We start from the raw sequence: 18,425 nt of genomic DNA, 5'->3' as shown, positions 1-18,425 counted from the left end.
CTGGAAGCAGCTGACGACCTCAGTCGCCGTAGCTGACCCGCACCTCGACCCGACGATTGGGCGCCAGGCACTCGACCAAGGCATCCCCCCGCTCGGTTGCACACACGACCACGGGTTCGACGCTGCCGCGCCCGACCGCGGTGATCCGTCCGGCCGTGACCCCGCGCTCGATCAGGTAGTCGCGCACGGCCTCCGCGCGGCGCGTGGAGAGGGCCAAGTTGGCCTGGTCGCTGCCGATGCGGTCACTGTGTCCGATCACGTGAACCGCGCGCAGGCTGCGGCCGTCAGAGAGTTTCGCGGCTAGGGCGTCGAGTCCGGCAAGCGCCTCGCTGCCGGCGGCGTCGCCCAGACTGGCGCTGCCGAAGCCGAACAGGCCGTCCGCGGACAGCTTCTCGATATACGCACGCGGCGGAAGCGTCGCCTCTGCCGCGGGTTCGGGCGATGGCGGCGGCCGGGTGGTCGCGCAACCGCCGAGCAGCAACGTGAGAGCGACCACGACGAGGCCGACGACCGGCGCGCGGACAATTCTGTTCATGGCATCCCCGTGAAAGCGTGCGAGTGGAATCACGAACAAGTTCCTGCTTTCCCTGTGCCGGCGCAACCGCCGGATTCCGCGGAACGCCACGTGCGTGCCGATCATAGCAATTGGCAAGGGGCGCGTTGATGACATGCCAGGCGGGGGAGCGGGTGCGAAGGTCTCAGCGTGCCAGCCCATCCAGCAGCGACAGGGACGTGCACGACACGCCGGAGACTTCGAACGGGCCTTCGCCGGCATCCAGCGGCATCACCGCCAGCGCCTCGCGTCCGGCGCGGCTCACCACCTGCCCAAGTGCGCGATCGGGCGCCGCGGCTGCGAACACGTCGCCTTCGGACATGTCCGCGTCGGCGACCAGGCGGACCAGGCCGCGCTTGGCCTGGCCGAGGAAGTGGGTGCGCGCCACGATTTCCTGCCCGGGGTAGCAGCCCTTCTTCACGCTGTAGGCCTTCAGGCGCTCCAGCGACAGCTGCTGCGGCGTCCATGCCTCCGCCTGTGTCGCCGGCAGGCGCGGCAGGCCGTGGGCCAGGTCGGCCAGGCGCCAGGCCAGCGCGGCCGCGTCGTCCGGTTCGCCCGGCGTGCCGACGCGCAGCGTACGCGGCGCGTCGGGCGTGCCCATGTCGCACTCGAGCGTGCCGTCGCCCAGGATCGCGAAACGGGCAGCGGCGGCCCCGGTCGGGGCCGAGAAGGCGCCGGACACGGCCGCAGCCTCCCCGTCCACCCGCAGCGTCACCTTGCTGCGGAAGACGAAGCGTTGCAGCCGTGCGGCGAATTCGGCGGCGTCCGCGTCCAGCACCAGTGCCTGCAGGTGCTGCTCGGAGTGCCGCAGCAGCGCGAACAGCGCGATCACGCGGCCCTTGGGCGTCAGCCAGCCGCTCCAGTGCCAGTGTCCGGGCGTCAGCGCGGCCACGTCGCTCATGAACTGCGCCTGCGCGAAGGCGAGCGCATCGCGGCCCTCCAGGGTCACCGAGGCGATGCTGGGAAGGGCGGAATAGCGGCCTTGCGGCCCTGGCTGCTTGTCGGACATGGGCCCCGGAACTAAACTTTCGTTCGTGAAAGATCGCGACATGATAGGCGACACATCCCCGCAGCCGGTCCCGTCGCAGGCGGAAAGCCCTGTTGCAGGCGCTGCCGATGGCGCGCCCGTCGCCGAAGTCGGGGGCCGCGAAGGCCCCGATCCGACACGCTACGGCGACTGGGAAAAGAACGGTCGCTGCATCGACTTCTGAATGATTGCGCGGCCGGCTGCGTCCGGCCATGTTCCAGCCACGCGGCCCGGGCCGCCAGCGAGGAGAGCTGACCAGCGATGGCACGCCAAGAAAGACCCCTGTCGCCGTTCATGCTGGGGCAGACCTACCGCTTCCAGATCACCTCGGTAATGTCGTTCCTGCATCGCGCCACCGGCATCGTCGCCTCGATCGGCGCCTTCGTGCTGGCGTGGTGGCTGCTCGCCGTCGCGCAGGGCGGCGAGGCCTACCTGCGCGCCGCCGAATGCCTGGCCTCGCCGCTGGGCAAGCTCGGGCTGTTCCTGGTGTCGCTGTCGCTGGTCTACCACCTGCTCAACGGCATCCGCCACCTGGCGTGGGACGCGGGCATGGGCTTCGAGATTCCCGACGTCTACCGCTCCGGCTATGCCGTGGCGGCGCTGTCGGTGGCGCTGACCGCGCTGATCTGGTTCGTCGCACTGTGGGGTGGGGCATGAGCAGCGATCCCAACGCCTCCACCCCGCCCGACTACCGCACGCCGATCGCGCGCGCGCGCGGCCTGGGCTCGGGCAAGACCGGCACCGGGCATTTCTGGTGGCAGCGCGTCACCGCCGTGGCGCTGGTGCCGCTGGTGGCCTGGTTCATCGGCACCGTGCTGTCGCTGGTCGGCGCCGACCTGGCCACCGTGTACGCGACGCTGTCGCGGCCGTGGACGGCGATCCTGTTCGCGGTCTTCGCCATCGCGATGTTCTGGCACGCCAAGCTGGGCCTGCAGGTGATCATCGAGGACTACGTGCACGAGCGCGCGCTCGAGATCGCGCTGCAACTGCTCGTGACCTTCGCCTGCGCCGTCGGCGCCCTCGCGTCGCTGTACGCGATCGCCCGCATCGCGATGCTGGGCTGAGCCGCCTCCCAACGAGCCTTCCATGACCACCGCCTACAAGATCACCGAACACCACTACGACATGATCGTCGTCGGCGCCGGCGGCGCCGGCCTGCGGGCCACCTTCGGCCTCGCGCACAAGGGCCTGCAGACCGCATGCCTGACGAAGGTCTTCCCGACCCGCTCGCATACCGTCGCCGCCCAGGGCGGCATTTCGGCGGCGCTGGGCAACATGGGCGAGGACGACTGGCGCTTCCACTTCTACGACACCATCAAGGGGTCGGACTGGCTGGGCGACCAGGACGCGATCCAGTACATGTGCCGCGAGGCGATCCCGGCGATCATCGAGCTCGAGCACCAGGGCGTGCCGTTCTCGCGCACCGACGAGGGCAAGATCTACCAGCGCCCGTTCGGCGGCATGACCACCCACTACGGCAAGGGCATCGCCCAGCGCACCTGCGCCGCGGCCGACCGCACCGGCCACGCGATCCTGCACACGCTGTACCAGCAGTCGCTCAAGCACGACGCGCGCTTCTTCATCGAGTACTTCGCGCTCGACCTGATCATGGACGCCGACGGCGCCTGCCGCGGCGTGCTGGCGATCGACATGGCCGAGGGCACGCTGCACCTGTTCCGCGCCCACGGCGTGGTGCTGGCCACCGGCGGCTACGGCCGCGCGTATTTCTCCGCGACTTCGGCGCACACCTGCACCGGCGACGGCGGCGGCATGGCGCTGCGCGCCGGGCTGGGCCTGCAGGACATGGAGTTCGTGCAGTTCCATCCGACCGGCATCTACGGCGCGGGCTGCCTGATCACCGAGGGCGTGCGCGGCGAAGGCGGCATCCTGCGCAACAGCGCCGGCGAGCGCTTCATGGAGCGCTACGCGCCCAATGCGAAGGACCTGGCCTCGCGCGACGTGGTCAGCCGCTCGATGACGATCGAGATCCGCGAAGGCCGCGGCGTGGGCGAGCACAAGGACCACATCCACCTCGACCTGACCCATCTCGACCCCAAGGACATCCACGAGAAGCTCCCCGGCATCGCCGAGAGCGCGCGGATCTTCGCCGGCGTGGACGTGGAGAAGGAGCCGATCCCGGTGCTGCCGACCGTGCACTACAACATGGGCGGCATCCCGACCAACTACCACGGCGAAGTGGTGCAGCTGAAGGACGGCAACCCCGATGCCGTGGTGCCGGGCCTGTACGCCATCGGCGAGGCGGCCTGCGTGTCTGTGCACGGCGCCAACCGCCTGGGCTCGAACTCGCTGCTCGACCTGGTGGTGTTCGGCCGCGCGGTGGCCAACCGCTGCGCCGAGACCATCCGGCCGGGCCAGGGCCACAAGCGGCTGCCGTCCGATGCCACCGACCGCGCCGTCGCCAACCTCGACCGCCTGCGTCATTCCAACGGCAGCACCCCGACGGCCGTGATCCGCGACCGCATGCAGCGCTCGATGCAGGACCACGCCGCGGTGTTCCGCACCCGGGAAACGCTGGAAGAGGGCGTACGGCAGGTGCGCGAGATCCACGCCTCGTTCGCCGACGTGAAGGTCAGCGACCGTTCGCTGGTGTGGAACTCGGACCTGATCGAGACCCTGGAACTGCAGAACCTGCTGGGCCAGGCGCTGACCACGATCGTGTCGGCCGAGAACCGCAAGGAATCGCGCGGCGCCCACGCGCGCGAGGACTTCCCGGACCGCGACGACGCCACCTGGCACAAGCACACCCTGTGCTGGGCGGACGACGCGGGCAACACCCGGATCGACTACCGCCCGGTGCACATGTACACCCTCGACGACGAGGTCGAGGTCGTGCCGCCCAAGGCACGCGTCTACTGACCCTGTAGGAGCGCCCACGGGCGCGGCAGGCGTCGCGGGCACGACCCGCTCCTACACGCAGGAATCCGAGAGATGGCCGAATTCACCCTTCCCAAGAACTCCAAGGTCCACAAGGGCCGGCATTTCTCCGCGCCCCCGGGCGGCAAGCGCGTGCGCACCTTCAAGGTGTACCGCTGGAGCCCGGACGACACCGAGAATCCGCGCACCGACACCTACGAGGTGGACCTGGACAAGTGCGGGCCGATGGTCCTGGACGCGCTGATCAAGATCAAGAACGAGATCGATCCGACGCTGACCTTCCGCCGGTCCTGCCGCGAGGGCATCTGCGGCTCGTGCGCGATGAACATCGACGGCACCAATACGCTGGCCTGCACGCGCGCGATCGAGGACTGCGAGAAGGACGAGGTGCCGATCTACCCGCTGCCGCACATGCCGGTGGTGAAGGACCTGGTGCCGGACCTGACCCACTTCTACGCGCAGTACGCGTCGATCCAGCCCTGGATCCGCACCCAGAGCGCGGCGCCGCCGGACCGCGAGCGCCTGCAGTCGAAGGAGGACCGCGCCAAGCTCGACGGCCTGTACGAGTGCATCCTGTGCGCCTGCTGCACCACCAGCTGCCCGAGTTACTGGTGGAACGGCGAGCGCTACCTGGGCCCGGCGGTGCTGCTGCAGGCCTACCGCTGGATCGTCGACAGCCGCGACGAGGACACCGGCACGCGCCTGGACGATCTGGAAGATCCGTTCCGGCTCTACCGCTGCCACACGATCATGAACTGCGCGCGCACCTGCCCCAAGGGCCTGAACCCGGCGAAGGCGATCGGGCAGATCAAGCAGCTGATGCTGGCGCGCCGGGGCTGATCCGCGACACGAGGCCGGGCTGGCCGTCCTGACCGGTCGGCCGGATCTCCTGCACAGCTGCGAGTCGCGGCAAGGGCGCGGCAGGATCCCAATGCCCGCGAAGGCGGAGATCCATGGACCTGGAGAACGACCTCCCGGCGAACCGCCATCGCTGGCGGTGCACACGGGTCGCCGGGCGGCGACGGGAGCGGGGCGATGAGCGACACCGATGAGACCGAACTACGGCGTCTGCGCTGGCGCTGCCGGCGCGGCATGCGCGAACTCGACCAGCTGTTCGAACGCTGGCTCGACCACGCATGGCCGCAGGCGTCCGACGCCGAGCGCGGGGTTTTCCTACGCCTGCTGGACTGCGAGGACGATAGGCTCTGGCACTGGTTCATGGGGCACGAGGCCGCCACCGATGCCGAACTCGACGCACTCGTCCAGCGCATCCGCGCACTCCCGCCGCGCTGAGGCCACCGTCGTCCGCATCGACTGGCGGCCGTCGCGCTGGCTGTGCGGCTGGCTGGCGGTGTCCGGACCGCTGGCGGCCGCCGCCGTGCTCGCTTCGGAAATGCCGGCGCCGGCGGCGTGGCCGCTCGCGCTGGCGGCGGCAGGCTACGGGCCGTGGCTGGCGCGTCGCGAGGTCGGGCGACCGGTCCGCAGCCTGGTGCTGGCCGGCGACGCGGACCGGGTGGAGGCGGATGGCGAACCGGTCACGGACTTCTCGCTGCAGTGGCGCGGGCCGCTGGCGTTCGCGGCCTGGCGCGATGCACGCGGCCGTCGGCAGCGCCTGGCCTGGTGGCCCGACACGCTGCCGCCGGCGCGACGACGTGAACTGCGACTGGCCGCGCCGACCCCTCGGGCTGCGCGCCGGGGGCCTTCGATGGCACCATAGCCCGCTCCCGACGACCGGTCCGATGCCGCCCATGGCGACACTCCTGCGTTTCCCGCGAGGCATGTCCGCGCCGACGTGCGCGCCGCATGCCCTCCGCGCCCCGCGCGCACGCTGAGCGCCGCGGCCCATGTTCAAACCGGTTCCCGTCGCCATCGGCCTGCGCTACCTGCGCGCGAAGCGCCGCAACGGCTTCATCTCCTTCGTGTCGCTGGCCTCGATCCTGGGCATCGCCATCGGCGTGATGGTCCTGATCACCACGCTGGCGGTGATGAGCGGGTTCCAGCGCGAAATCAAGGACCGCATGCTGGGCATGGTGGCCCACGCCACCGTCACCGCGCAGGGCGAGGCGATGATCGGCTGGGAGCACGCGATCGACGTCGCCAAGCGCGATGCGCGCGTTTCCGGGGCCGCGCCCTACATCGATACCCAGGCGCTGCTGCGCGCGAGCCGGCAGGAGCCGGCGGCGATCCGCGGCGTGGTGCCGGAGGACGAATCGCAGGTGTCGGAACTGGCGGCGTGGATGGTGCAGGGCCAGCTGTCGGACCTGCGGCCGGGCGAGTTCAACATCGTGCTCGGCAAGGAGCTGGCGCAGTGGCTGGGGGCGCGCGTGGGCGACAAGGTGGTCGTCACCACCGACTTCCAGGTCACGCCCATGGGCGCGGTGCCGCAGCTCAAGCGCTTCACCGTCAGCGGCATCTTCGAGGCGGGTTACCAGGATTTCGACCGGCGCCTGGCCGTCGTGCACATGGCCGACGCCCAGCGCGTGATGCGCATGGGCGAGGGCGTGACCGGCGTGCGCCTGAAGCTGCACGACATGGACCAGGCCTGGAACGTCGCCCGCGACCTGGCCGAGGCGCTGGCGCGCGAGAACCGCAGCTACTACCTGGTCAGCGACTGGAGCATGGAGAACGCGAACATGTTCCGCGCGCTCAAGCTCGAGAAGACGATGATCGGCATCCTGCTGTCGCTGATCATCCTGATGGGCGCGTTCTCGCTGCTCAACTCGCAGGTGATGCTGGTGACCGACAAGCTTGCCGACATCGCCATCCTGCGCACGCTGGGCCTCACCCCGCGCGGAGTGATGGCGGTGTTCGTGGTGCAGGGCACCCTGATCGGCGTGATCGGCACGGTGCTGGGCGTGGTGGGCGGGCTGCTGCTGACCTTCAACCTCGAGCACATCCTGCGCGCGATCGAACGCGCCTTCGACGTGGTGCTGATGCCCGAGGACGTGTACTACGTGACCGGCCTGCCGATCGACCTGCAGCCCGGCGACGTGGTGGTGATCGCGCTGGTGGCGCTGCTGCTGGCATTGATGGCCACCATCTACCCGGCCTGGCGCGCGGCGCGCACCGCGCCGGCGGAGGCGTTGCGCTATGAGTGAGTCGATGCATCCGCGGCCGGCGGTCGCGACGGACGGCGCGCCGCCCGAGCCCGTCATCCGTGCCGACGCGCTGGGCAAGACCTACGCCGAAGGCAAGATGCACACGCCGGTGTTCGACGGGCTGGACTTCGCGGTCGCGCCTGGCGAGACGGTGGCGATCCTCGGCGCGTCGGGCGCGGGCAAGAGCACGCTGCTGCACCTGCTCGGCGGCCTGGACACGCCGACCGCCGGCGAGGTCTACGTCGCCGGGCAGAAGATGAGCGCGCTGTCCGATGCCGCGCGCGGGCAGCTGCGCAACCGCGCGCTGGGCTTCGTGTACCAGTTCCACCACCTGCTGCCGGAGTTCACGGCGCTGGAAAACGTGATGCTGCCGGTGCTGCTGGGTGGCTGCGCGATGGACGATGCGTCCGCGCGCGCGCGCGCGCTGCTCGAATCGGTCGGGCTGGGCCACCGGCTCGAACACAAGCCGGGCGAGCTGTCGGGCGGCGAACGCCAGCGCGCGGCGGTGGCGCGGGCGCTGGTCAACCGGCCGGCCTGCGTGCTGGGCGACGAGCCCACCGGCAACCTCGACGAGAAGACCGCCGAGACGGTGTTCGCGCTGATGCTCGACCTCAACCGCGCGCAGCGCACCAGCCTGGTGCTGGTGACGCACGACCGCCGCCTGGCGCGACGGCTCGACCGCGTGGTCGAACTGCACGAAGGCAAGCTGCGCGAAGTGGCGCGCGACGCGGTCTGAGCCGATCCCGGTGCGCAGTGCGAGAGGGACGCGCTGCAGCGCGCACCTCCCTGCGCCGCGTCCACGCCCATGGCCTGGACCCGGCGTCCGCACGGCGCCCGCACCCGCCTGAAGCCGGTCCAGGCGCCCGCGCGGCGCGCCCGGACCGCATCCGGATCACCGCGCCGACGCGGCTGCACCCACCTCCGCCGGCCGCGACCGCTGCAGTTCGAGCTCCGCCAGCTCCACCGGGGTGTCCGGGGTGAAGCGCAGGCGGTATTCGCTGTAGGCGCCCGGCGAGGCGATATCGAACGGGCGCAACTGGCGCGCCCAGCGGAACGCCTCGTCGCGGCGCTCGTCCAGCGCCGTCCACGGGCCGGATCCGCTGCGACCCTCGAGCACCCAGCCGATGGGCGGGAGCGAATCGTCCCCGCTCGTGAGCGTGTAATGGGCGATGCGAGTGGGCGCATCGAAGCGCGCGACCACCGCTGCGCCGGCCGGCAGCTGCAGCGAGGTCGCGGCATCGTCGTCGACGAGTGCGTCGGCGCGCGTGTCCACGCCCTCGATGCGCACGCGTGCGTCACCGCCGTGATCGACGCGTTGCTCCGGCCTCGCGCCCGCCCGCGTCAGCGACGGCGGCAGCGCATCCTCGCCGCTGCCCCAGGCGGACGGCTCCGGACCCATGGTGAACTCGAGCGTACCGCCCCCGGCGATATCCGCGTGCCGCAGCCAGGCCTTGTCCCACTGGCGGCCGTTCAGCGTCAGCGACTGCACGTAGACGTTGCCGGGGCCGTTGTCGCGCGCGACCACGCTGAGCGTGCGGCCGTTGTCGAGCCGCAGGTCGACGCGATCGAACGCGGGCGAGCCGATCACGTATTCCGGGGCGCCCATGCGCAGCGGGTACAGGCCCATCATCGAGAACAGGTACCAGGCCGACATCTCGCCGTTGTCCTCGTCGCCGGGATAGCCCTGGCCGATCTCGCTGCCCAGGTACAGGCGCCGCATCACCTCGCGCGAGATCCGCTGTGCCTTCCACGGCTGACCGGCGGCCACGTACATCCACGGGATGTGGTGCGAGGGCTGGTTGCTGTGCGCGTACATGCCCATGCGCACGTCGCGCGCCTCGGTCATCTCGTGGATCACGCGGCCGTAGCTGCCCGCGAAGCGCGCGTGCGCGGTTTCCGGGGTGGCGAAGAACGCGTCCAGCCGCTGCGCCAGCGCCGCGCGCCCGCCCATCAGGGCCGCCAGGCCTTCGGCGTCGTGCGGTGCGGTGAAGGCGAAGGTCCAGGCATTGGATTCGGTGTAGTCGTGGCCCCAGACGCGCGGATCGAAGCGGGACGCCGGCTCGCGCCAGTCGCCGTCGGCATCGCGGCCGCGGAAGAAGCCGGTGCCGGCGTCGTAGACGTGCACGTAGTCCGTGGCGCGGGCGCGGAAGTACGCGGCTTCCTCGCGGTAGCGCCTGGCCCGGTCGGAGTCCCCGTCCTCGGCGGCCAGCGCCTCGGCCAGCGTGGCGAGGCCATAGTCGTTGAGCGCGCCCTCCAGCGTCCACGACATCCCCTCGTGCACCGAGGCGTCGGCGTAGCCGCGGTACATCGACTGCGCCAGCCCCTTGCGACCGACATTGGAGACCGGCGGCACGACGGTGGCGTTGCGCAGCGCGGCCTCGTAGGCCTCGTGCGGATCGAATCCGCGCACGCCCTTGTGCCAGGCGTCGGCGAAGGCGACGTCGGAACTGGTGCCCACCATCAGGTCCGCATAGCCGGGAGACGACCAACGCGCCACCCAGCCGCCGTCGCGGTACTGCTGCAGGAAGCCGTCGACCATCTCGCCCGCGCGGGTGGGCGCGAACAGCGCGTAGGCCGGCCAGCTGGTGCGGAAGGTGTCCCAGAACCCGTTGTTGACGTAAACCTTGCCGGGCAGGATCCGCGCGGACGTGCGCGTGGCATCGCCGCCTGGCACGTCCTCCGACCAGCTGCTCTGGTCGGCGTGCTGCCAGTCCGGGCGCTCGTTCGTCCCGAAGTTCTCGTGCGCGACGTTCGGATACAGGAACAGCCGGTACAGGTTGGAATAGACGGTCGTCAGCTCGTCGTCGCTGGCGCCTGCCACCTGCACGCGGCCGAGCAGGGCGTCCCAGGCGTCCTGCGCCCGGGCGCGCACGGCTTCGAAGCCGTCGTCGCCGATCTCCAGCTCGAGGTTGCGCCGCGCCTGGTCGACCGAGACCAGCGAGGTGGCGATGCGCATGCGCACCTCGCCGTCCGCGCCGGGCGCGAACTTCACGTAGCCGGTAGGCCGGCCGGTGTCGAGCATGCCGCTGTCGCGCCAGGGCTGGTCGAAGCGCGCGTAGACGAACATCCGGGTGGCGCCGTTGGACAGGCCGCTGCGGGTGTCGGTGTAGCCGTGCAGCGCCTGCGCCTGCGCGTCGAGCGTCAGCCCGCCGCGGTCGTCGACGTTGTCGAACAGCAGGTTGGCGTCGGCGCCCTGCGGAAAGCGGAAGCGGAAGATCGCCGCGCGTCCGCTGGGCGCGAGTTCGGCGCGGATGCCGTTGTCGAAGTCGACGCGGTAGGTGTGCGGGCGGGCGAGTTCGCGATCGTGCGAGAACGACAGCGCACGCCGCTCGCGATCGGCGTCGGGTACGCCGGCGGCCGCGGACGGCATCACCTGGAACGTCTGCCGGTCGCCCATCCAGGGGCTGGGCTGGTGGCTGATCGACAGCGCCTGCAGGCGCGGGCGGTTGTCGTCGCCGTTGTGCTCGTTCCAGCGGTACAGCCACGACAGGGTGCCGGCGTCGGTCACCGGCACCCAGAAGTTGAAGCCGTGCGGCATCGCGGTGGCCGGGATGTTGTTGCCGCGCGAGAAGGTGCCGTTGGACTGGGTGCCGCGGGTGGTGGGCACGCGATCGCTGGGCCGAAGCTCGCCGGCGGGCGTTGCCGCGTCGATTGCGATGTCGTCGATCCAGCCGCGGGCCACGGCGCCCTCGCCCGGCGCCAGTTCGATCTCGATCGCGCGGATGCGGCGGCCGGACAGGCCGGCCACGTCGCCGAGCCGGACCTCCTTGCGCGCCCACTGCTGCGGGTAGAGCGTCTCCGAGTCGGCCTGCGCCTGCGCGCCGATGGCGGCGCCGTGGTGGTCGCGTGCGCCGGTCTCCGACAGGCGGCGGCCGTCGTCGAAGACCAGATCGAGCGAGACACCGGTGGAGGCGACCGTGTCCTCGCCGACGATCTCCGGCAGCACCAGCCACGACAGGCGGGTGTCGGCCCGCACCGGGATGTCGACCTCGAACAATCGCGCGCGCCCCCCCGTGCCCTCGAAGCGCAGCGCGGCCAGGCCGCTGTAGCCCATGCCGGCGCGGGCGGCGTAGGGCGTCTCGGGACCGGTGCCGAGGCGCACCCGCGCCCCGTCGTCGCCGCGCTGGACCGGCGCGGGGTCGTCGCGTTCGAACGACGTGGAGAAGGCCGGCTCGCCTGCGATCGATGCGGCGGTCGCGAGCGCCAGCAGCGGCAGCGCCAGGAGGGCGGGAAGATCGCGCATGCGCTCAGCCACGGCCGCGCAGCACCGCGAGCACGTCGTGGCAGGCGCCCATCGTGTGGTAGTCGGTCTTGCCGGCCGGGCTCTTGTCGTCGTCATGCTTGCGGTTCTCCCGATCGAGGATGCGGAACCAGGCGCCGTACCGGTGGTCCACCATGTGTCGCCATGCGTAATCCCAGAGGCGGTCGTACCACTCCCAGTAGCGCGCGTCGCCGGTGGCCGACGCCAGACGCGCCGCGCACGCCAGCGACTCGGCCTGCACCCAGAAGTACTTGTCGTCGTCGCAGATGAAGTGGCGGCCGTCGGGCAGCGACGGCCCGGGCACGTCCCTGCGCAGCGACTCCGGCGCGAAGCCGTACATCAGGCCGCCGAACTCCGGATCCCACGCCGCCTGCACCGAGCGGTCGAACAGCTCCCGCGCGCGCGGCACCAACCACGTCTGCGGCGTGCCGGCGTCGCGCAGGTGGCCATCGAGGATCAGCAGCAGCTTGGACCATTCGGTCTGGTGCCCCGGCTGGAAGCCCCAGGGGCGGAACAGGTGCTTCGGATCGTCGCGGTGGTAGTCGGTGTCCACCTGCCAGTCGGCGTCGTAGTGTTCCCACACCAGGCCGTCGCACTGGGCGGCCTGGCGCCGGGTCATGTGGTCGGCCAGGGTCAGTGCGCGCTCCAGGTAGCGCGGCTCGCGGCTGGCCTCGAACGCCGCCAGCATCGCCTCGCACATGTGCATGTTGGCGTTCTGGCCGCGATAGTCGCTGAACCGCCAGTCGCGCGTGGCCTCGTCGCGATACAGGCCGTGCTTCGGCTCCCAGTAGCGCGTCTCCAGCAGGTTCCAGTGCGCATCCATCCAGCCGCGGCACTCTTCGACGCCGGCCTTCAGCGCGATCGAATACGCGAGCAGCACGAAGGCCGCGCCGTAGCAGTGCTGGGTGGTGTCCTCGGCCACGCCGTCGCGCAGGGTCCAGGCGTAGCCGCCGCTGGCGGGATCGAAATGGCGCTCGCGCAGGAACGCCAGGCCGTGGCGGACCGCGGCCATGTACGCCTCGCGCAGCGCCGGATCCTCGCCCCCGAACTCGAGTGCGGCGGTGGCGTAGTTGAAGACGAAGCGGGTGCTGCTGACCAGGTGCCGGTGCGAGGCGTCGTAGACGCGCCCGTCGTCCTTGAAGTAGTGGAAGAAGCCGCCGGCCGGGTCGATGCAGCGCGGATGGTAGAAGGCCATGGTGTGGCGGATGTGCTCGCGCAGGAAGGCTTCGCTGCGGAAGTCGGCATGCGCGGGGGCGTCGGGCGTCGGGGAGGACTGGAAATTCATCGGGTCGGGAGGCTTGTATCGGACAGGGTGGGGGCAGCGCTCATGCCGGCGGCGCCTTGCAATAGCGGTCGATGAACTGCTGGTGCGTCGGCATGGCCGCGGCCGCGCGGGCGATGTCTTCGCGCACGCGGGCCAGGAACGCGTCCAGGTGCGCTTCGGGCATCTCGTCCACGACCGGATGGTAGCCCGCCGGCACGATGCCTTGCCCCAGCATGACCTGCACCCAGCTGGGCAGGGCGAAGAAGTCGTCGCCGTGGCGGAAGTAGCGCCCGTCGCGCTGGAACATCGTGATCGTCTCGCGCAAGGCCTCGGGAACCGGCATCGTGCGGCAGTGGGTCCAGAACGGGCTGTCGTCGCGCGCGGTGGCGTGGTAGTGCAGCACGAGGAAGTCGCGGATACGCTCGTATTCGAACGTGGTGTCGGCGTTGTAGCGCCTGGCCAGCTGCGGCTCGAAGCCGAGGTCGGGGAACAGCCCGAGCAGGCGCTGCAGCCCCGACTGCACGAGGTAGATGCTGGTCGACTCCAGCGGCTCCATGAATCCGCTGGCCAGGCCGAGCGCCACGACGTTCGCGCTCCAGAACTCGCGCCGCATGCCGGTGGTGAAACGCAGCGCTCGCGGCTCGGCGAGGGCTTCGCCATCGAGGTGGGCGAGCAGCGTGGCGGCGGCTTCGTCGTCGCTCAGGTGCTCGCTGGCGTAGACGTAGCCGTTGCCGGTGCGGTGCTGCAGCGGAATGCGCCACTGCCAGCCCGCGGCACGCGCCGTGGCTCGCGTATACGGCGTCGGCGGCCCGGCGTTGGCGCTGGGCACCGCCATCGCGCGATCGCAGGGCAGCCACTGGCGCCAATCGACGTAGTCGATCTCCAGCGCCTGTCCGATCAGCAGCGCCCGGAAGCCCGAGCAGTCGATGAACAGATCTCCCTCGATGCGCTCGCCGCTTTCCAGTACCACGGCTTCGACGAAGCCGTCCGCGGCCCGCCGTACCACATCGACGATGCGGCCTTCGGTCCTGGTTGCGCCGCGCCGCTCCGCCAGCGTGCGCAGGAAGCGTGCATAGCGACCGGCATCGAAATGGTAGGCGTAGGCGAAGTCCGCCAGCGGCGAGCCGGCGGACGCATCGGATCCGCCAACCGTGAACCGGCCCTGCGGCGCGGCGACCGTCTGCAGCGTATATGCGCCGATGCCGGGCGCGTGGCCCGCGAGGAACCGCTTCAGCCAGAACTGGTGGAACGGCAGCGGCCCCATCGAGCGGCCGATCCGCCCGAAGCCGTGCATGTACGCGTCGCCGATGCGTCCCCAGTCGCGGAATTCGATCCCGAGCTTGAACGTGCCCTGCGTGGCGGTGAGGAATTCGGCCTCGTCGATCCCGAGGACCTCGCCGTTGAAGGTCTTCAGGTGGGGCACGCTGGCCTCGCCCACGCCGACGATGCCGATCTCTTCCGATTCCACCAGTCGCACCGACGAACCGCGTCCGAGGTAGGTCGCGAGCGTGGCGGCGGCCATCCAGCCGGCGCTGCCGCCGCCGACGACGACGATGCGGCGGATGCGGGCGTCGTGGCCGGTCACTTCTCCGTGCGGCGCGACAGGCATGGGCGGGCAGGGAAGGGCTGGTTCATCCGGGGACCGTCTGGCAGCGATGCGCCGACGCGGCGCGCAGCCGCTGGAAAAGCCGCGCCGCCGGCCCGGCACACGNGGGCCGGCGGCGCGGATGGAAGCCCCCGCGCCGAAGCGCGGGGCGGCGAGGCTAGAACTTGTAGGTCAGGCCGAGGTAGTACTGCCGTCCTGCGTACGCGTTGGAATAAAACCGGTCCCTGGTGTCATTGCCCAGGTGAACGCGCTGTTCCGACCGCGTCAGGTTGAGCACGGATCCGGTGAGCGTCAGGCCATTGCTGAAGTTGTAGCCCAGGTTGACGTCGACCTGATCATAGGGCTCCGAGTACACGTTGAACCCGTTGACAAGACCGCCCACCATTTCGCCACGCCGGTTGTAGGATGCCCGTGCCAGGAACTGCTCGTTCTCGTAGAAGAACGTCAGGTTGGCCTGGTTCTTTGCACTTCCCACCAAGGGCGATTCGGCGAGTTCCTCGCCATCGATGACGACCGAAGCCAGATTGGTGTCGTTGTAGGTGTAGTTGGCCTGGAAACCGAAGCCACTGTCGAAGCTGTGCTGGGCGTAAAGTTCAGCACCCTGCGATACGCCGTCGCGGCCGTTGGCATTGGTGCTGTAATCCTGGACCGTCACCAGTTCTCCCCCCACCTCGATCTGCTGATCCTGCACGACGGGAATCACGAAGTTCTCGATGTTCTTGCGAAACAGCCCCACGCCCAGGACCGAACCAGGTTGGTAATACCATTCCAGCCCCATGTCGTACTGCGTCGCTTCGAAGGGTTCCAGTGACTTGTTGCTGCCGCTGCCGTACCAGCCCGGCTCAGTGGTTCCGCCGGCGACACGCCGGTCGTTGCTGTACTCCTCCGAGATGAAGTTCAGCGCACCGGGATAGGCGATCTGGGTATACGCAGGACGGGATATCACTTTCGACGCCGCTCCGCGTAGCACGAGCGTATCCGTCAAGTCCCAGGCGATGTTGAAGCTGGGGAGCACGTCGGTGTAGCTACGATCCAGGACGGCCAGGGCGAAGGTCTTCTCCCGCACCGTCGGGTCGCTGTCGGGCAGCCGCACGAACCCCGATTCGCAGGTGGTGCCCGCGGGCACCCCATCAGCCGGACACGGCATCGGATTGCCGTCGGGGCCATCCATGAAATAGTCGAGGAAGCGCTCGACCGCATCTGTCGATTCGGCACGCTGCCGCGTACGCGCGACACGCACGCCGACGTTCCCACGCAGGCGATCGGTACGGAAATTCACCTGCATGTAGCCGGCCGAAACCTTCTCGCCGACGTTGTAGATGAAATCAGGCTCGCGCCGATTCTGCATTGCACCGTAACGATCGTTCAGATAGTCGATGTACGCGGGGAAATCGATCCCGGGAAACACATTGGCGTTGAAGCCACCGGCGATATTGTCCAGAGGCTGCGCGTAGAAGAACCCTGGCTGTGCCACGCCGGCCTGAGGATCACAACCGGCTTGGTAGCGCTGGTCGTAATCCGCCGGATCAGCGCCCTGGCAGACCCAATAGGTATTGCCCGTGTTGCGATGGACGCTGCCATCCGTGTACTTGGCGCCGAACTGGATCGAGTCGAGCCAGCCTTCGAGGAACTGCTTGGTGACATCAGCCTGGAAAAACTTCTGTTCGACTTCCGTTTCCATCCAGGACGAGTCGGTGGAGCCAGTGTCGATCTCCGCGATGCCGGCCATCAGCACGTCCTGTAGATTCGGCGAGAAGGTCGCCGACGGCGTCCCGGTAAGATCCCACGCGCTGTAGGTGTTGCCCGGAATCCAGATGCCCGAAGCGTCGCGGCGCCGGGGCTTGGCCGAGACGCGGAAGTTCATCGAGGGCCCGCCCTCCGACCAGGTTCGTCCGCCGCGGAATGTCGCCTTCCAAAGATCGCTGATCGCCCAGTCGGCGCTCAAATCGAAGCTCTGGGACAGCGCCTGCTCCCGGCTGTAGCCACCGCTGATCTGCGGCGTCGGAACCGTACAGTCGTCGGGACCCCACCCTCCTGGCGGGAGCCCAGCGGCTGCCGCTTCGTCCTCGCTGCAATAATAGGCGCGCCCCGAGAGCCGCTCGAAGGCTGCTCCGGTGACGATCGTCCCACTCGCATCGAACGTGTAACCGTTGAGCAGCCGGCCCGTCGGCCAGTTGCCGTCTCCGGAGAACCGGGCGATGTTCCATTCCGGAATCTTGAGCTGGTTGTAGACGTAGTCGCCCTGCAACTCGAAGCGGAAGTAGTTGCCGGTCAGCGTCAGCTGATCGATCGGCCGGAACTGGGCCGTCAGTTGTGCGCCGGTCCGCTCCCGCTTTTCGTTGCGGATGCCGAAGTTGACCGAGGTCGGCAGGAAGAAATCGGTGTAGTAGTTTCCGTTCTGATCGTAGTGGCCTGACTCGCCCCACCAGTAGCCGATGCCGTCCTGGGCGAGGGGCGTGCCGTTGACGTCAGTCGCAGGATTCGCGGTGTAGTCGTCGCCGTACCAGTTCCAGCTTTCCGTGCTGACGTCCATCGCGCGGTTGGTACGGTTCTGCTGCGTTACGCCGACGAGAAGTCCGAAACGCTCGTCCTCGCTGTGCCAGGAATACATCGCCGAAGCCTGGGGATCGGTGGTATCGCTTGCGTCGGAGCGTGTGTACTCGATCGACATGAAGCCCGTATCGGACGGTAGGTCGAGCGGCCGGCGCGTATTCAGAATCACCGTGCCGCCGATTCCACCCTCTTCGAGCCGCGCTTCGGGCGTCTTGTACAGTTCTGAACTGGCCAGCAGGTTGGACGGCATGAGCACGAAGTTGAATGCGCGCGTGGCTTCGTTATTGGTCTCCGAAGACGCGATGTAGTTGCCGTTCAACTGGGTCAGGGTGAGGCCGGGTTGCAGCCCACGTACGCTGACGGTCTTGCCTTCGCCGCCGCTGCGCTCGATGACGACGCCGGGCACCCGCTGCAATGCGTCTGCGACGTTCTTGTCGGGAAACTTGCTCACGTCCTCGGCCGTGATCACCTCGACGATCGCGTTGGCGTTGCGCTTCTGCTCGAGGCTCTGCTCGATCGCGTAGCGGTAGCCGGTGACCTGGACCGTGTCGAGGGTGGCGGCATCGGGGGTGGCGGGTGTCGCCTCCTCCGTGTCGACGGGGGTACCGGCGGCCTCCTGCGCGAACGACGTGGCAGGCAGGGCGGCCATCGCGGTCAGGGCGAACGCAATGGCGGCGGACAGCGAGGTCCGGCCCGGTGTGTGTGGCATCAACTTCATCACTGTCTCCCTCTCCAAAGCACGGATGGACGATGCGCGTCTATGTGGTTGGATCGATCCAAAACACGGCCCGGCCGACGGGCTGGAAGCTGCGACAACAGGTCCCCCGCCGTTCAAGCCGGGAGCCCGGGACGTCCCACATTCCGGTTTGGATCGATCTAATTCGGCGGGCGAAGATGTAACATGCCGCGCTCCGGGACGCATGCTGCCCTGCAGCAGGAAACGCCTTCCACTCCCTCCGTTGGGACTGCGGTCCGACGCAACCGTTTGAAGGACAAGGAAAGATCTCGCCCGTGTCGATCTTCCCCAATTTTCCCCGTCCCCAAGCCGCAGGAGGCGCTTGCTTGACCGCCTGCGCCCGGCCGCGGATCGTTGCCGGCCCACGTCGTCGGCCCGCACCTGCATGATCGGCCACTCCCATCCGGCGCTGTTCCGCGCGCTTCGTGAATC

The 18,425-nt window shown here is 69.3% G+C and carries 15 protein-coding genes; 9 read left to right on the top strand and 6 right to left on the bottom strand.

Going from position 1 to position 18,425, the window contains the following annotated elements:
* Positions 1 to 19: 19 nt before the first annotated feature.
* Both QFW80_RS05580 and ygfZ read right to left on the bottom strand, forming a co-directional pair.
* On the bottom strand, positions 20 to 640 hold the full coding sequence (locus tag QFW80_RS05580) for an OmpA family protein (RefSeq protein ID WP_280600415.1): 621 nt from the start codon (positions 638 to 640) through the stop codon (positions 20 to 22).
* Between the two features lie 58 nt (positions 641 to 698).
* Positions 699 to 1,562: a CAF17-like 4Fe-4S cluster assembly/insertion protein YgfZ gene (ygfZ, locus tag QFW80_RS05575; protein WP_280600414.1), complete on the bottom strand. Its 864-nt coding sequence runs from the start codon at positions 1,560 to 1,562 to the stop codon at positions 699 to 701.
* Between the two features lie 25 nt (positions 1,563 to 1,587).
* Between ygfZ and QFW80_RS05570 the strand changes: the two genes are divergently transcribed.
* The 9 genes from QFW80_RS05570 (at position 1,588) to lolD (ending at position 8,309) form a co-directional block, all read left to right on the top strand.
* A complete protein-coding gene (locus tag QFW80_RS05570; RefSeq protein WP_280600413.1) occupies positions 1,588 to 1,764 on the top strand; it encodes a DUF1674 domain-containing protein in 177 nt (58 codons plus the stop codon).
* 77 nt (positions 1,765 to 1,841) lie between these two features.
* Positions 1,842 to 2,237, top strand: coding sequence for a succinate dehydrogenase, cytochrome b556 subunit (gene sdhC / locus QFW80_RS05565; protein ID WP_280600411.1), 396 nt, complete (start codon positions 1,842 to 1,844; stop codon positions 2,235 to 2,237).
* The gene (sdhD, locus tag QFW80_RS05560; protein ID WP_280600409.1) at positions 2,234 to 2,644 is read left to right on the top strand and encodes a succinate dehydrogenase, hydrophobic membrane anchor protein; all 411 of its coding nucleotides are present in this window, start codon (positions 2,234 to 2,236) and stop codon (positions 2,642 to 2,644) included. The genes sdhC and sdhD overlap by 4 nt, the downstream gene beginning before the upstream one ends.
* 22 nt (positions 2,645 to 2,666) lie before the next feature.
* Positions 2,667 to 4,457: a succinate dehydrogenase flavoprotein subunit gene (gene sdhA / locus QFW80_RS05555; protein ID WP_280600407.1), complete on the top strand. Its 1,791-nt coding sequence runs from the start codon at positions 2,667 to 2,669 to the stop codon at positions 4,455 to 4,457.
* 72 nt (positions 4,458 to 4,529) lie between these two features.
* Positions 4,530 to 5,315: a succinate dehydrogenase iron-sulfur subunit gene (locus tag QFW80_RS05550; RefSeq protein ID WP_280600405.1), complete on the top strand. Its 786-nt coding sequence runs from the start codon at positions 4,530 to 4,532 to the stop codon at positions 5,313 to 5,315.
* Between the two features lie 195 nt (positions 5,316 to 5,510).
* Entirely contained in the window at positions 5,511 to 5,768 is a 258-nt protein-coding gene (locus QFW80_RS05545; RefSeq protein ID WP_280600403.1) for an FAD assembly factor SdhE, read from the top strand.
* Positions 5,716 to 6,192 (top strand): hypothetical protein, encoded by a 477-nt coding sequence (locus tag QFW80_RS05540; RefSeq protein ID WP_280600401.1) that lies wholly within the window; start codon positions 5,716 to 5,718, stop codon positions 6,190 to 6,192. The genes QFW80_RS05545 and QFW80_RS05540 overlap by 53 nt, the downstream gene beginning before the upstream one ends.
* 127 nt (positions 6,193 to 6,319) lie before the next feature.
* Positions 6,320 to 7,573, top strand: a complete 1,254-nt coding sequence (locus QFW80_RS05535; RefSeq protein WP_280600399.1) for a lipoprotein-releasing ABC transporter permease subunit — start codon at positions 6,320 to 6,322, stop codon at positions 7,571 to 7,573.
* Positions 7,574 to 7,577: 4 nt separating this feature from the next.
* A complete protein-coding gene (gene lolD, locus QFW80_RS05530) occupies positions 7,578 to 8,309 on the top strand; it encodes a lipoprotein-releasing ABC transporter ATP-binding protein LolD (RefSeq protein WP_280600632.1) in 732 nt (243 codons plus the stop codon).
* A 156-nt stretch (positions 8,310 to 8,465) separates the two neighbouring features.
* On the opposite strand, the gene QFW80_RS05525 is transcribed toward lolD, so the two are convergent.
* From QFW80_RS05525 to QFW80_RS05510, 4 genes are all read right to left on the bottom strand, one after another.
* Complete coding sequence (locus QFW80_RS05525) at positions 8,466 to 11,816, bottom strand: GH92 family glycosyl hydrolase (protein ID WP_280600397.1); 3,351 nt, start codon at positions 11,814 to 11,816, stop codon at positions 8,466 to 8,468.
* Between the two features lie 4 nt (positions 11,817 to 11,820).
* A complete protein-coding gene (locus QFW80_RS05520; protein WP_280600395.1) occupies positions 11,821 to 13,119 on the bottom strand; it encodes an AGE family epimerase/isomerase in 1,299 nt (432 codons plus the stop codon).
* A gap of 40 nt (positions 13,120 to 13,159) precedes the next feature.
* Positions 13,160 to 14,707, bottom strand: coding sequence for a tryptophan halogenase family protein (locus tag QFW80_RS05515; protein ID WP_425603503.1), 1,548 nt, complete (start codon positions 14,705 to 14,707; stop codon positions 13,160 to 13,162).
* Positions 14,708 to 14,861: 154 nt separating this feature from the next.
* The gene (locus tag QFW80_RS05510; RefSeq protein ID WP_425603510.1) at positions 14,862 to 18,029 is read right to left on the bottom strand and encodes a TonB-dependent receptor; all 3,168 of its coding nucleotides are present in this window, start codon (positions 18,027 to 18,029) and stop codon (positions 14,862 to 14,864) included.
* Between the last annotated feature and the right edge of the window lie 396 nt (positions 18,030 to 18,425).

The sequence above is a fragment of the Luteimonas rhizosphaericola genome, assembly GCF_029888045.1.
GTDB classification, from domain to species: Bacteria; Pseudomonadota; Gammaproteobacteria; order Xanthomonadales; family Xanthomonadaceae; genus Luteimonas; species Luteimonas rhizosphaericola.
Note: the sequence above shows the minus strand (reverse complement) of the source record. Positions and strands in the feature narration are given on the sequence as shown.